Raw genomic sequence first — 13593 nt, 5'->3', positions numbered from 1 at the left:
GTCACATCGCGCGGCACGGCCACTTTGTCGGCGGCAACGCCGGCAATCTTCCAGGCAAGCTGATCCTCGCGCGCGAGCAGCGATTTCGACGGATGGACGCGGACCTCATGCAGCTTCATGGATATTGGACACTTTCGTTATCGGGAGGTTGATTCAATCTTTTTTATTCATGCCTGGTTATGTGCAATCCTATTCACGCATTGGGAAACTTGTACCGCCGCGCTTCATTGAATTTGTTGGGCATAAAAATTCTAAACCCGAGATGTCTTAGCCGGGAACTCCCACGCCTTCAGCACGCCATCGCTATTAAACCATAAAAATAGAAAATCGTGACAGACTGTCACAACCTATGGTCTATTTATGCACCAACGCTCTCCTTTTACCTCTAATTGGCGAGATACGATCTTTTAAACTTTCATTATCGAGCAGCCTCATCAACGCGGAGCAGCAGCTTACCGTGCGTCTCACGGCCCTCCAGGACACGGTGAGCAGCCGCAGCCGCACCCAGGGGCAGCTCCCTGTCGATTGTCACACTCAATCTACTGTCCTGATAGGCCGTAAAGAGATCCACCGCCCGTCCCCTTATCTCATCCGCAGTAACCATATAATCAGCAAGATGCGGACGAGTGAAATAGATCGATCCAGCCTCTGCTAGCGCTAGGGGGTCGATCGCATTGATTTGGCCGGAGCTCGCGCCGAATAAGATACATAGCCCTCGGCGCTTCAAACTCCGCATGCTGCGATGGAGCGTGTCTTTACCAACCGAATCAAATACAACATCGACGCCGACACCATCAGTTAGACGAAGCACTTCCATACGGAAATCTGTCTGAACATAGAGGATGCAGTGATCTGCACCACAGCTACGGGCGATCGCTGCCTTCTCTGGACTGCTCACGGTTGCAATGACAAGTGCCCCGCGCAACTTCGCCAACCGAACCAGCAACTGGCCGACACCCCCTGCACCGGCATGGATGAGGCAGACGTGTCCGGGCGTAAGCGGAAACGCCGAATGGGTCAGGTAATGTGCGGTGGCACCCTGCAGCATCAACGCTGTCGCAACAGATAGCGGGATCGTTTCTGGCACCCGGACCAACTTCCAGGCGGGAACAACAGCGTACTCCGCATAGCTGCCACGGACGAGACAATAAGCGACCCTATCGCCGACCCCAACATCGTCAACCCCGGACCCGAGTGCCGCCACACTCCCTGATCCCTCCATTCCTATCGTCATCGGAAGTGGCGTTTGATACGTACTTGATCGTACGTAGCTGCCATTGCGCATGTAAACGTCGATAAAGTTCACACCAGCCCAGGACAATCGCACGAGTACCTCGCCAGGCCCCGGCTCCGGCCGTGGGATCTCCACGAGTTTCAGCTGCTCGGTACCACCAAAATGGGTGATCTGGATTGCCTTCATCGTTCGACTCATGGCTTTCTCACCGCCTCGTTCATTGCGCATCAGGCACCATTTAGTTACGATATCGGGACATTATTCGTTCAGGAGTCCTCAATGCGTCGCGTCGATACGGTTCACTCAAGACTTTTGGATCGATGACGATTTCAAGCACTACCGGCCGCTCGGCTGCGAACGCCTCCTTGATCTTGGGCGCTATGTCGCCCGCCGCGTCAACACGCATACCCAACGCACCCATCTCTCCAGCAATGGCGGCAAAGTTCGGATTCTCCAGATCCGTCCAAAAGAAACGTTCATTGAAAAAGTCATATTGGTTGCGTCTCTCAGCGCCATACTGCGAATTATTGAAAATAACCGTAACGAGATTAATCTTTTCCCGAACCGCAGTCATCACCTCTTGGAGCGCCATGCTCCAAGCACCGTCACCAACCAGCGCCAGCACCGGAAGGTTAGGGTTGGCAAGCTTCACACCTAATGCAGTCGGAAATCCGACACCGATCCCACCAAGACTGCCTGGTCCGAACCAACGTCGTGGCTTATCGAAGTTGAAATACGGATTTGCACTTCCACTTACATTCCCAACATCACAAACCACCGCGGCATCTTTTGGTATTGCCTGAGAAATCTCCCAGAGAGCGCGTTTAGGATGAATGAACTCGCCATCAACCAATGAATTCCCCCGGACCATATCCGCCCAATTCCGCTTTTCATCGTCGATCCGGCGGAGCTGGGTCTCGTGATTGACGTTTGGTCGGCGGCCCTCCGTTGCCTCAAGCAACTGGTTAACAACCGCGAGGCAGTCGCCAAGGAGTCCCACCTCCATTGGCCGGAAGGCACCAAGCTCAAGCGGATTGATCGAATTATGAATTAGTTTGGCGTTTGTCGGGAAAAAGTCAAAATCATATTGTGGAGTGGTACCAAACAAATTCAGCCTTGTTCCCAGCGCCAGTACGACGTCAGCTTCCGAAAGTAGGCGCATAGCCGCCAGAGAGCCCTGATAGCCGATAGGCCCGACGGCCAAACGATGGCTTCCTGGGAATGCGTCATTATGCAACCACACACAACCGACCGGAGCTGCAAATCGATCGGCTAACGCGGCAATCGCGGCCCCGGCGTCTGAGTCGACCGCGCCAAGACCAGCAAGGAATACTGGTCGCTTTGCTTCCAACAACAGATTTGCCGCACGCTCAATCTCCCCGTGAGGTGCCCCACCGTACCGACCGCTGGTGCGGTATTGATGTGGTTGTTGTTCTTCCTCCTCAAATTTTCCGTAATAGAGGTCTCGTGGAATATCAACCTGTACAGGTCCCCTAGTTGCTATTGCCGCACGAAAAGCTCCACGAAGGGCTTCTGATACGCGATCCGCCCGGATCACCTGAGTTTGCCAAGTCACGATTGGCGCAAGCATGCGCATCTGATCGATTTCTTGGAAGCTCTTAGTGCCCATCGTGGCAGTCGTTACCGCCGGGGTGATTACGACAAGTGGTGTGTGATTGAGGGCGGCGCTAGCGACGCCCGTGACAAGGTTAGTAATGCCCGGCCCGTTTTGGCCAATACAAACCCCGGGGCGGCCAGTCATCCGGGCGTACCCCTCTGCCATTAAAGCGGCGCTCTGCTCGTGCCGCACCTGCACGAAACGGATGTCGCCGCGCGGAAAGATATCCAGCGGATCCATGAAGGCCGAGCCAACAATGCCGAAGATAACCTCTGTGTTTTCAATCCGCAAAGCTTCGACAAAAGCTTCACTGCCAGTTTTCATGCTCTTCATTGTTCCCTCATCACTCTTTCATTCGTGGACTATCTGACTTACTAAGCTATCCAACTACTATATCTTGTACAACAAATCTCTAGTGACGAATCTCTAGTGCCGAGCGCCAAATGATTTTGCCTTATTAATCCCGTTTTGGTTGATTATTAGATCTATTCCGACGTTACAGAAGGGGTCAACGATCCAGAACAAGATATTGGCTCTTGGCCCGAGCACAGCAGATCAAGACTTCGTGGCGCTGCTCCTCATCGGAAAGAACATAGTCGCGGTGGTCGGGGATCCCATCAAGATAATGAGTGCGGCAGGTGCCGCAGAGTCCAGTTTCACAAGAGGTTTCCACATCGATGCCATTTTCACGCATAACTTCCACAATCGACTTCTCACGCGGCACGCGCAGCGAGATGCCCCTGCGCATCAACTTTACCTCAAATTCGGCACCCCTCGTTACGTCTCGGTCAACGGCTAACGCGGATGACTCGCCATTGGAACATAAATCAGTTGGCGTCGGTGGACTGAAGAGTTCGAAATGAAGGCTGCCTGCGGGCCAGTGCGCCGTTCCACGCCGCACTGCTTTGATAAACCCCGATGGACCACAGCAGTAAAGATGAGTGCCCGCTTGATAGGAACAAAGCAACGCGGCCAGGTCAAGACCACGTTCCGGGTCCCCTTGGTCATGATGGAGGAACGCCTTCGCTTCATTAACGAGCGGTACCAATTTTTCGCGGAAGGCGGTACGATCTGGTGCGCGCGTACAGTAATGGAGGTTGAAATCAGCGTTTATATCACATAGGCGGTGGATCATCGCCATGAGTGGCGTGATGCCAATGCCGCCAGCGAGTAAAAGGTGGAAGTGCGCATCCTCACAGAGCGGGAAGTTATTGCGAGGCCACGAGATCGTTAGGATATTGCCAACCCTAACCTGCTCGAAAACCGCCTTGGAACCACCGCGACCGTTTTCCTCGCGCTGCACTGCGAACAGGTAGCGATGGCGCTCTTTCGGATTGTTGCAGAGCGAGTACTGGCGGACGACTCCGCCATTGAGATGGAGATCAATATGCGCCCCGGCTGTGAACGTCGGCAGATCATTACCGTCGGGCCGCACTACCTCGTACGCCTGGATATTTTCCGCCTCGTAGGTGATCGACCTCACACGTACATCAAGCCGGTCGCCGTCCATGTCGGCTCGGTGTACGACCTGATCCTCTACCGCCACTGCATAATCCATATCCATCTCACGTATAGGCGCGCTCGAGTTCTTCAAAGCGGCTATGGACAAAGCGGTTACGTTCGGCGCCTACCAAGGCATCGGCCTCGCTAGTGATCGCTACAAGCTTGCGACCGATATCACGGATGACCTGGCGATCTTCATCCTCGGCACGCTGCGGAATGTTGAGAACAGTATTTTGGGTATAGGTGTAAAGCGGTAACCCGGCATGAAGCCGTTTGGCCTGTTTTTCTGGATCGGCGTCTTTGTTTGTGCCGAGCACCGCGTCTCGTAGCAGCTTACGATACATATAGACGCCGCGGTCTCCTGCGGTTGGGTGTTCGAGCGCATGAATGGCAATTGGACGTTGGCTAACGACGGCCTCAAAGTCACCAGGAAGACGCTGCTGCTGATCATAGGTACGGTTTCCGACCTGAGCCTCAAGGAAGTCCATATCCTCCCATCCAACCCGTTCTTTTCGACCCATGGCAAAGGGATCGATCGCCCCACCAAACATTCTCCACCCATAGATAATGCTGTTGGTATCGTCGACCGGAACGTACCATCGGGACATGTGTACGCGATGGAAGATGCGTCGCTCGCTGCCGTCCTCGAATAAGTAGGCATGATGAGTCATGTTTGGCAGCACGCATTCGTTGATTCGCCACCACACGCGTTGTTCGCCCATACGGCGCCCCGCGATGAAGGCCATAGCTGTGCCGCTCCGCACCGCCACGAAGTCGAGGACAGGCGGCGTGCCGAAGGCTGGTAACGTATAAAATGTTACATCCAAATCTGCCGGTACCTTGCCATCGTAAAGCATCGCCGGTTGGTGAAGCACAGACGTGTGCAACTGGTCTGCTATATTCTCGAGTACCTGTAGCCAGTTGCATGGATAACTATTCGCAAATGGCACAAGATCCGTGTCATCATACTTCTCGAAGGCATCACTTTCCGGAAAGGGGGGGCGCTCATTGGGCGGACCCATATAAGCAAAGACAAGGCCATCACGCTCGATTGCTGGGTAGGCGCCCTGCACGACTGTCTGCCGTAGCCTCGCGCCATTGTCGGGTTCAATCGGCACATCAATGATCGTGCCATCGACGTCATAGTGGAAGCCATGGTAGCAGCAGCGAATTCCCCGCTCCTGGACGATGCCAAATTCGAGCGAAGCTCCGCGGTGGCAGCAATGGCGCGCCAAGACCCCGACTCTGCCGCTCCTATCGCGAAAAGCGATGAGATCCTCACTCATGATTCTAATTTTATGCGGCACGTCTTTCAACTGCTCAGACATGCAGACCGGCTGCCAAAATTTGCGCAAGTATTCCCCTAATGGCGTGCTGGGACCGGAATGGGTGATTTGAGCGTCCTCTTTCGGAATCTCGCGCCTTTGGAGGTGGCCACTATAGGCGAGTTTTGAGATATTTTCTTGGGATAAAGGCTGCAGCGGAGTCATTGGGCTTCTCCTCGCGGATATCACAGCTTGATCAGCAAGTCGCAATTTATTTGATTACAATCTCATTGTCAATGATTTTGAATTGCAAAAACTGAGATTACCTATATAATTCGGCGCATCTTTACGTTGACTGTCTGAGCGAGGGAAGTGATGGCCATAATAAAGAACTACGCGAAGAACGCGGCTCGGCATCGGCCTGCACCCAGGCGCTCCGCGCCGCTTGGGCGGGCCTTCCAAGTCTTGAGCGTCCTGATCGAGGCCATCCGCCCCATGTCAACCATTGAAATTGCACAGCGCTGCGAGCTTGATACGAGCACGGTTCACCGCATGCTGCAGAGTCTCGCTTTCGAAGGATATGTGCTGCGCGAGGAGAGCACGAAGCGCTATTTCGGTCACCCTAGGCTACTTTTACCGCTGCCGGTCTATCATCCATGGAATGTATCCCGGCGGGATGCGGGACCAGCGCTGATCGCACTGCGCGACCAACTGGGCTTCACCACTGGACTCATCGTGTTCTGCCTAGGTCAGCGCATTCTACTAGAACTCGCCGTAGGGCGGGATCCTCTTGGACCCGACTACCAAACTTGCCTCTCGAGCCCGCTGCACGCATCAGGCTCGGGAAAAGTAATGCTGATGGGAATGTCAGTAGCGGCACGGCAGCGCGCACTGGGGGCCGAGCCATATGAACGCTTTACGCCCAAAACGGCAACGGTGGCTGAGCTTCTTGACCGTGAACTGGCTGAGGCAGAAAAACGTGGGTACGTCCTTGCCTGCGATGATTATGTTCCAGGATTCCGTGTCGTCGCAGCGCCGCTGCGCGCCGGGCCCACCATCGTTGGCTGCTTATTTAGTTCGGGCCGCAGCACCGGGCTTAGCGATGACGCACTACCCCAGGTGGGCTCCGCGATCCGGCAGTCGGCCGAATTCCTCTCAGTAGCCTTACCATCGCTGCGCAACCTTGCCGATCTACTCGGCGATACATCTCCCTAGCTGCTTTGGCTGTAGGCGGGCACCATCTATTGTGATTGCCTCAGCTCGGCGAGACTTGTCGTCAGTGATCAGTGCGGCCGCTTTTTCTGCAATCGCGACGGTTGGTACGTTAGTATTGCTGGCGACAAGGAACGGCATTACCGAAGCGTCGACTACACGTAGACCGGACACGCCATAGACACAAAGCTCGGGATCCACAACAGCATCCGGTCCGAGGCCCATCCTGCAGGTTCCCACCGGATGCCAGCAGGTGTGCCCAGTCCGACGCACATAATCGAGTAAGTCCTCGTCGCTGGCAATTTCCGGACCGGGTCGGCTCTCGCGGACAATCAACGATTTCAGCGCTGGCTGGCTCGCGATATGGCGTATAAGCTTCAAAGAGGCAATTGATACAGCCTGGTCCTTTGGGTGGCTCAGATAGTTGGCCTGGATTCGCGGCGAAGTGGTTGGATCCGCAGATACGATATGAAGCGAACCACGCGAATCCGGATAGAGATCATATACCCCTAAATGGAACCCAGAAAACCGATCGAGGCCGGTCTTTTGGCTTACTGATAACCGACTCGTCCCACTCATCAGCCCAAGCTGCATCCGAATATCAGGATACGGCGCTTCTGGATGGCTCCGTAAGTAGGCCAGTGCTGTCAAAGCCGGCGTGGCGAAGAGGCCATGACGAAACAACAGATAGCGTGCGGCCTCACGCAGCAGGTAGAGTGGATTCCTGAAGAGATCGTTGACGGTCCGCGGCACAGTACACTGGAAGGCAATGCGTACCATCAAGTGGTCTTGAAGGTTCTCCCCAACACCAGGCAGATGATGAATTAACTTAATTCCCTGTTGTTGTAGTATTTTTTCATTACCAATACCAGACAGTTCCAGAATCTGTGGTGACCTGATCGCACCCGCGCACAGCAATACCTCTCCTTCCGCTTGCGCCTGTCGGAGATCGCCTCCAGCATAATATTCAACCCCGATCGCCCGCTGACCAGCGATGAGTACCCGTAAGGCGGTCGCACCGGTGATCACTTGGAGATTAGGACGGGCAAGTGCTGGATATAGATATCCTGTTGCGGTACTCGATCGTCTTCCGTTGCGGACTGAAAGCTGTAGCGGTGCCGCGCCCTCCGACGGGTCGCTATTATAGTCGGTGATGCGAGGATATCCAGCTTGCTGGCATGCTGCGATGAAGCTGTCGGTAATCTGATCTCCCGCAACTTCAGTCACGCCAATCGGTCCGCCTCTGCCACGCGTCGCCAAATCGCCAAACGGGCAATCCTCAAGCCGCCTGAAGAAAGGAAGCAGATCCTCGTAACCCCAACCGGAGCAGCCCGTATCGCGCCATGCATTGTATTTCGTGGGGTGCCCGCGAACGAACACCATCCCGTTTATCGAGCTTGAGCCGCCGATCATCTTACCACTGGGCCAATCCATACGAGTGCCATGTAGCTCTGATTCCGGCTCGGTTTCCGCCGCCCACAGGAGGCGCGAGGTAGTAAGGACTTTGCCTACACCCAATGGTACGTGAGACCACAAATGCCGATTGGATCCCCCCGCCTCAAGAAGCAGAACTCGGATGCTCGGGTTTTCGCTCAGCCGGCTCGCTAGAACACAGCCTGCCGAACCGCCGCCCACAACTATATAGTCATACGTTCCGTTAGTCATTATCAAAATACTCCAATTCAAGGTCTACCCACTAGTACACTGCCCCCATGTCACCAGCCAAAATCTCATCTGGTGTCCATATTAAGAAATTATTTAATTTATATGTAATTCTGGTGATTTCTCGATGAAACTATTCGGGCTTATTTTAGGGTTATGGGATGCTGTTGGCATATGAAGAATGTCGCGTATGAGACGCGCTATCACTATGTTCTCGGAGGCGTCCAGATTCCGAGGCCGGCAATCCTTAATCTTTAGCACCTCCACGACGCGTCCAGGGCACGGCGACATGACGATTATACGGTCGGCAAGTGTGATTGCCTCTTGTATACTGTGTGTCACGAAAACTACTGCTTTTCGTTCGGCTTGCCATATACGCACTAACTCATCTTGCATACGTTCTCGCGTGAATGAGTCGAGCGCAGCAAAAGGTTCGTCCATCAAAAGCACTGCCGGATTAACGGCCAAGGCTCGAGCTAAGGCCACCCGCTGCCGCATGCCTCCAGAAAGTTGTTTCGGATATTTGTGCGCAAACCCCGAGAGACCTATCAAGTCTATGTAGTGAGACACTACATCCTGACGCTTACTCTTTGGTACGCCTAACCGCTTTAGGCCATACTGAATATTCTCAGATACAGTAAGCCAAGGAAATAGTGCATATTCCTGGAATACTACAGTTCGGTCTGGTCCGGGACCAACTACTGGTCGACCAAATGCGTGGATCACGCCGCTAGTCGGCTTCTCGAATCCTGCGATCAAGTTAAGAAGTGTGGTCTTCCCACAGCCGCTTGGTCCCAACAGGCAGATAAACTCATGTTCGTGGAAAGTTAACGATACATCGGCAAGAGCTATCATCTCATTGTGACGTGTATAGTATCGTTTACCAATCCCCTCGATTACAACTGCATCGCGAAAGTTCACTCCGATTCCTCCAACCATGGCATTATCTTACGCTGTGCACTAGAAATTATGGTATCTACAACCAAGCCAATGCCGCCAATTACTACCATGCCAACAACGATATAGTCGTTGCGGAATAAAAGTCTACCTTCATTAATTAGAAATCCCAACCCTGATGTAGCCGAAACAAGTTCAGCAGCAACAACCGCCATCCATGCGATCCCAAACCCAACGCGAAAACCAATAAACATAGATGGTAAAGCATTAGGAAGAATGACGGTTATAGCAACAGAAATCGGCTTTGCACCAAGTGTACGCGCCGCTCGCAGCATATGAGTTTCTATGCCTCGGACACCGTGCATAGTGTTTAGAACGATCGGAAAAAATGCTGCTAAAAAAATTATAAATTCATCCTCGGAATTACCAAGCCCAAACCAAACAATTCCTAATGGGATCCATGCAATTGGTGGTATCGGTCGGAAAAAATTAAAAATTGGCTGAGAAAACCCCAAAAATTGCTTGGATATCCCCATTAAGAACCCAAGCGGGTAGCCAATAAGGGACGCCATAGCTAGTCCGATGACAACTCTTTGCATGCTGGCTAATATATCGTTCGGAAGCACGCCATTCATAGTAAGTTTTATTGCTGTATTGACCACATAAATTGGGGATGGTAAATAAATCTTCGCTGCAGAGAAGAATGCTTCGACAACCTGCCAAGTAACAAAAAATAGAATAAGTGGTGTATAGCGAATTATTTTGTAAAGTGAGTCAAAAACGATTTCTGACCAATTTTCCTTGGTTGGCACACCAATAATGTTGACGGTCTTATTATGGCCTTCCGTCTCAACTTGGTTTTTAGTTAAGATTATTTGACCATTATTAAGGTCTTGGCCGTGAGTTGGACCCTGATGTTCATTAGTTATGGTCATGGTTTATACAAGACGCCCCCAAAAGGCCAAGGCTTCAATAGGTCATTCGGCTTCGGAAAATTTTGTTTTCCCATATACATTAGTCCGTAGGGAGGGTACGGAGGTTCTCCAACCTTACCTTTCCAATCTGCCGGAATGAAAGCCGGGGCAGCAGGCGGTTTCCAACCTAGACGCGCATATGCGCTGCCCATATATTGCGGTTGAATAATTGCATGAAAATCAGCCTTTGAGTATCGTCGTGGAAATACATTTAATGCGGCCATTATGTTGTCCTGAAAAGCTTCCAAATCATCCCAGAACCCATCAGTATCCCTATATGGATAGTTGATAGTTGGCGAGGGATTTAGGCAATTATATTCAACATCGAGTTTAATTAACTTCGGTTCTCTGCCTTGTTGTGATGGATCTTTGATGAAAGTATCAATAATTTCTCTAGAATTTAACTCAAGCAACAGTCGAGACTCGAGGAATGCATCGACATATGCCTGCACAACATCTGGCGCTTTCTGTGAGATTTCTCCTCTTACATATGAATATCCGTTAAATATCTCATATGTATCGACCAGGCCAATAATCCTGGCATTTTTTAGGAAATCAACCATGAGGACCCCATTTGGAGCCCAGATCGCTGTCACATCTACCCCATTAGGCATTGTAATTATAGTTCCAGGACCCATATTATCAACAACAAAGTCAGTACCCTCCTTCAGGCCAAGCACTCTGGCCGCAATCATCAACCCGAGGTAGTTTGTGCTTCCATAAGTAACGCCGCAAACTGCCGGACGTTTAAGAACTTTTTGACCCTTTAGATCAGATAGTACTCTAAGGGGTGAATCTGGATGCACGAGAAATGGTTGGCGCTGTGCTGGATAAGTTGCAACTGCGACGGTTGGAATTTTTAGATCAATCAATGGTGGTAGAGATAGTGACCCTGCTTGAGCAATTTGAATTCGGCCAGGAATGAATGCTTCATTCATTACTCCGGCAGTCAGAATAGGCTGAAATTTAGCTTTAATTCCGCGTTTTTCCAGAAGTTTATATCGTTTCATAGTGTAAAGTAAAATATTACCATCCGACCACAATGGATTCCATGCAATATTGAGCGGCCACCAATCCTTAGACTTGAGCCAGTTGACCGATTTGTCAGAGATCTGCTGGTAGGGCTGGGGCCACCCCCAATGGGTCCAGTCAGCTGTGGCAGCGAAAGCTTTCCCTGAGCCAAATCCGGCATCAACCAGTCCAGCAGCCGCTAAAACGCTCATACTATCTGTCAGAACTCGACGCCGTGATAGAGGGGGAGCCCCATTCACGGACGCGTCTTTTTCACCTCTACTCACCATTGTCGTTCCTCCTTTTCATTGGGATCCGGGGAATGTTCATCGCTTCACGTGAAGTGGACGGTCCCGGATCTTTGTCTTGTTGGAGCCACCTTTGTGGTGGTTCGGCTAGCTCGCTACCGAGTGGTAGCAACATCCAAACCCTGGAATTACGGATGTTCTCATTCAACTGGCTAATTGTAGCGCAGAGCAGATATGCCGTCAAATGGAAAAAAAAATCTCATTAATCGCACTTTTCATCAGTTCATGGATCTGCTAGACCACCCGCTGACTAAGCCGTTGTGGGGTGCCGGGAAATGTTGATGATGGCACGGGCAGCGGCGAGGCTTTCGCCACCCGGGCGGATCGGAACCGGCCGGTAACCTTACGATAGCAGGCGGTTGGAGAGGTTCGCGTTCCGTATCGTTATTATGAGCGATGGTTCTGGATAATCGAATAAAGTGAAGAGAGGGTAATGGAACTTTCTGTATCGTTGGCGCAGCTTCCGGTCGTTCCGGTTGGTGCAGGAAAGTACCATGACAGCCTCGAGATCATGCTCGAGGCTGCACCGATAGTTGCAACGCGTGATCTTGGCTGGTCCGCAGTATCCGGAGGCAGACCTGCAAATCATCAGTTCGCATGGCAATCGAGGATCAAACCGCCACCTTCGCCGCCTGTATTCAGGTCAGTTGGTTCCGGTGAAAGCAGATTGCGATATCGGCCCACCTCACACAGTGGCTCAGATGCTAGAGAATAGGGTGCTATATGAAAATTGATCCAGCCATCTCGCGGATTCCAACCCAAGGTGTAGTAGCCCGGGTGTCCGCTAAGACTCGTGCGATCCCGAGTGGGGCCACGGCGCGCGCGCTAGCGATCTTGACCACGGTCGCGCAGGCGGACTCCCCAGTATTAGCGTCGGAACTCGCTCTTAAGCTCAAGCTATCCAAAGCGACCGTGCACCGGTTGGCCGTTCACCTAGAGGATCTCGGATTTTTGTTGCGACAACCAGGGAGTAGGCGATTCATCGTCGGCCCTGAGTTGCAGCGGCTCTCTGTCGACGCACTGATCGCGTCGTCGCAGCGCGGAGAACTTCACGCTATCCTCCAGGCGCTGGTGGATGAGATACAGGAGACCTGCAATCTCACCGTGCTTGATGGAAACGAAATAGTCTACATTGATCGTGTCGAATCCCACTGGCCCATGCAGATTCATTTTCAACCAAACTCCCGCGTACCTCTTCATTGCGGAGCGAGCGGCAAAGTGTTTCTAAGCTTCATGCCGTCGAGTAAGCGACGTAGGTTGCTTACTGCCGCGCCACTTAAGCGTTACACTGAACGCACCGTCATCGACCCGGTTAAGATTGAAGATGGACTTAAGAGTGTGAGAACGGCTAAGGCCGCAATTGATGATGAGGAATTTCTACAGGGCCTCATTGGCTTGGCAGTTCCAATATTCGACCAACGAGGCCGGGTTTGCGCTACGGTCTCAACGCATGTGCCAACTTCCCGCCTCAGGGCCGATGAGGCGTATCGCTACTTTCCGGCAATGACCCGCGCAGCCGAAGCGGTGACTACTACCCTCCGTCATTGATTTTGCGGCGGACCTTCGATTCGATGACTCCGCAACGACGGAGATGGTTCGTGACCGCGAAACAAAGTGCCGTAAAGAAGTATGTGGTGAAGCTCAGCCTCGAAGAGCGCGAGCGGCTCGACACAATGATCCGGGTTGGAAAGCACCTGGGTTGGAAGCTGCTGAAAGCGCGCATCCTGTTGAAGGCCGACGCCTCCGAGGCCGGCCAAGGCTGGAGTGACGGCCAGATCGCCGCCGCCCTGGACACCAGCGTCGACACCGTCGCCAGGACCCGTCAGGTCCTGGTGGAGGAGGGTTTCGAGGCGGCCCTGACCCGCAAGCACTCGCCGCGCTCGGCTAGGCGGCGCATTTTCGACGGCGC

At 52.6% G+C, this 13593-nt stretch carries 10 protein-coding genes and 1 pseudogene; 3 read left to right on the top strand and 8 right to left on the bottom strand.

Going from position 1 to position 13593, the window contains the following annotated elements:
• Window positions 1–418: 418 nt before the first annotated feature.
• From AiwAL_RS18270 to AiwAL_RS18255, 4 genes are all read right to left on the bottom strand, one after another.
• Window positions 419–1420: a quinone oxidoreductase gene (locus tag AiwAL_RS18270; RefSeq protein WP_262313269.1), complete on the bottom strand. Its 1002-nt coding sequence runs from the start codon at window positions 1418–1420 to the stop codon at window positions 419–421.
• Between the two features lie 52 nt (window positions 1421–1472).
• On the bottom strand, window positions 1473–3185 hold the full coding sequence (locus tag AiwAL_RS18265; RefSeq protein ID WP_262313268.1) for a sulfoacetaldehyde acetyltransferase: 1713 nt from the start codon (window positions 3183–3185) through the stop codon (window positions 1473–1475).
• A gap of 175 nt (window positions 3186–3360) precedes the next feature.
• Window positions 3361–4410 carry a PDR/VanB family oxidoreductase gene (locus AiwAL_RS18260; RefSeq protein ID WP_262313267.1) on the bottom strand — a complete coding sequence of 350 codons (1050 nt, stop codon included), beginning with the start codon at window positions 4408–4410 and terminating at the stop codon, window positions 3361–3363.
• 7 nt (window positions 4411–4417) lie between these two features.
• On the bottom strand, window positions 4418–5845 hold the full coding sequence (locus AiwAL_RS18255) for a Rieske 2Fe-2S domain-containing protein (RefSeq protein ID WP_262313266.1): 1428 nt from the start codon (window positions 5843–5845) through the stop codon (window positions 4418–4420).
• A 150-nt stretch (window positions 5846–5995) separates the two neighbouring features.
• Between AiwAL_RS18255 and AiwAL_RS18250 the strand changes: the two genes are divergently transcribed.
• Window positions 5996–6835, top strand: coding sequence for an IclR family transcriptional regulator (locus AiwAL_RS18250; RefSeq protein WP_262313265.1), 840 nt, complete (start codon window positions 5996–5998; stop codon window positions 6833–6835).
• Here the strand turns inward: AiwAL_RS18250 and AiwAL_RS18245 are convergent.
• The 4 genes from AiwAL_RS18245 to AiwAL_RS18230 form a co-directional block, all read right to left on the bottom strand.
• Window positions 6812–8497 carry a GMC family oxidoreductase gene (locus tag AiwAL_RS18245; RefSeq protein ID WP_262313264.1) on the bottom strand — a complete coding sequence of 562 codons (1686 nt, stop codon included), beginning with the start codon at window positions 8495–8497 and terminating at the stop codon, window positions 6812–6814. The genes AiwAL_RS18250 and AiwAL_RS18245 overlap by 24 nt on opposite strands.
• A gap of 93 nt (window positions 8498–8590) precedes the next feature.
• A complete protein-coding gene (locus tag AiwAL_RS18240) occupies window positions 8591–9415 on the bottom strand; it encodes an ABC transporter ATP-binding protein (RefSeq protein ID WP_262313263.1) in 825 nt (274 codons plus the stop codon).
• Window positions 9412–10326, bottom strand: coding sequence for an ABC transporter permease (locus AiwAL_RS18235; RefSeq protein WP_262313262.1), 915 nt, complete (start codon window positions 10324–10326; stop codon window positions 9412–9414). Before AiwAL_RS18235 ends, AiwAL_RS18240 begins: the two co-directional genes overlap by 4 nt.
• Window positions 10323–11588, bottom strand: a complete 1266-nt coding sequence (locus tag AiwAL_RS18230; RefSeq protein ID WP_262313261.1) for an ABC transporter substrate-binding protein — start codon at window positions 11586–11588, stop codon at window positions 10323–10325. The genes AiwAL_RS18235 and AiwAL_RS18230 overlap by 4 nt, the downstream gene beginning before the upstream one ends.
• A gap of 819 nt (window positions 11589–12407) precedes the next feature.
• On the opposite strand from AiwAL_RS18230, the gene AiwAL_RS18225 reads away from it, so the two are divergent.
• Both AiwAL_RS18225 and AiwAL_RS18220 read left to right on the top strand, forming a co-directional pair.
• Window positions 12408–13232 carry an IclR family transcriptional regulator gene (locus AiwAL_RS18225; RefSeq protein ID WP_262313260.1) on the top strand — a complete coding sequence of 275 codons (825 nt, stop codon included), beginning with the start codon at window positions 12408–12410 and terminating at the stop codon, window positions 13230–13232.
• A 50-nt stretch (window positions 13233–13282) separates the two neighbouring features.
• Window positions 13283–13593 (top strand): annotated as a pseudogene (locus tag AiwAL_RS18220) (helix-turn-helix domain-containing protein); the annotation flags it as partial.

This window comes from Acidiphilium sp. AL, assembly GCF_025499445.1.
GTDB lineage: Bacteria > Pseudomonadota > Alphaproteobacteria > Acetobacterales > Acetobacteraceae > Acidiphilium > Acidiphilium iwatense.
This window is presented reverse-complemented; position numbering and strand designations above follow the sequence as displayed.

Excerpts from the sequence above, each read along its gene's own strand:
- AiwAL_RS18270 (WP_262313269.1), bottom strand. The coding sequence starts at position 1,420 with ATGAAGGCAATCCAGATCACCCATTTTGGTGGTACCGAGCAGCTGAAA.
- AiwAL_RS18265 (WP_262313268.1), bottom strand. The coding sequence starts at position 3,185 with ATGAAGAGCATGAAAACTGGCAGTGAAGCTTTTGTCGAAGCTTTGCGG.
- AiwAL_RS18260 (WP_262313267.1), bottom strand. The coding sequence starts at position 4,410 with ATGGATTATGCAGTGGCGGTAGAGGATCAGGTCGTACACCGAGCCGAC.
- AiwAL_RS18255 (WP_262313266.1), bottom strand. The coding sequence starts at position 5,845 with ATGACTCCGCTGCAGCCTTTATCCCAAGAAAATATCTCAAAACTCGCC.
- AiwAL_RS18250 (WP_262313265.1), top strand. The coding sequence starts at position 5,996 with ATGGCCATAATAAAGAACTACGCGAAGAACGCGGCTCGGCATCGGCCT.
- AiwAL_RS18245 (WP_262313264.1), bottom strand. The coding sequence starts at position 8,497 with ATGACTAACGGAACGTATGACTATATAGTTGTGGGCGGCGGTTCGGCA.
- AiwAL_RS18235 (WP_262313262.1), bottom strand. The coding sequence starts at position 10,326 with ATGACCATAACTAATGAACATCAGGGTCCAACTCACGGCCAAGACCTT.
- AiwAL_RS18230 (WP_262313261.1), bottom strand. The coding sequence starts at position 11,588 with ATGAGCGTTTTAGCGGCTGCTGGACTGGTTGATGCCGGATTTGGCTCA.
- AiwAL_RS18225 (WP_262313260.1), top strand. The coding sequence starts at position 12,408 with ATGAAAATTGATCCAGCCATCTCGCGGATTCCAACCCAAGGTGTAGTA.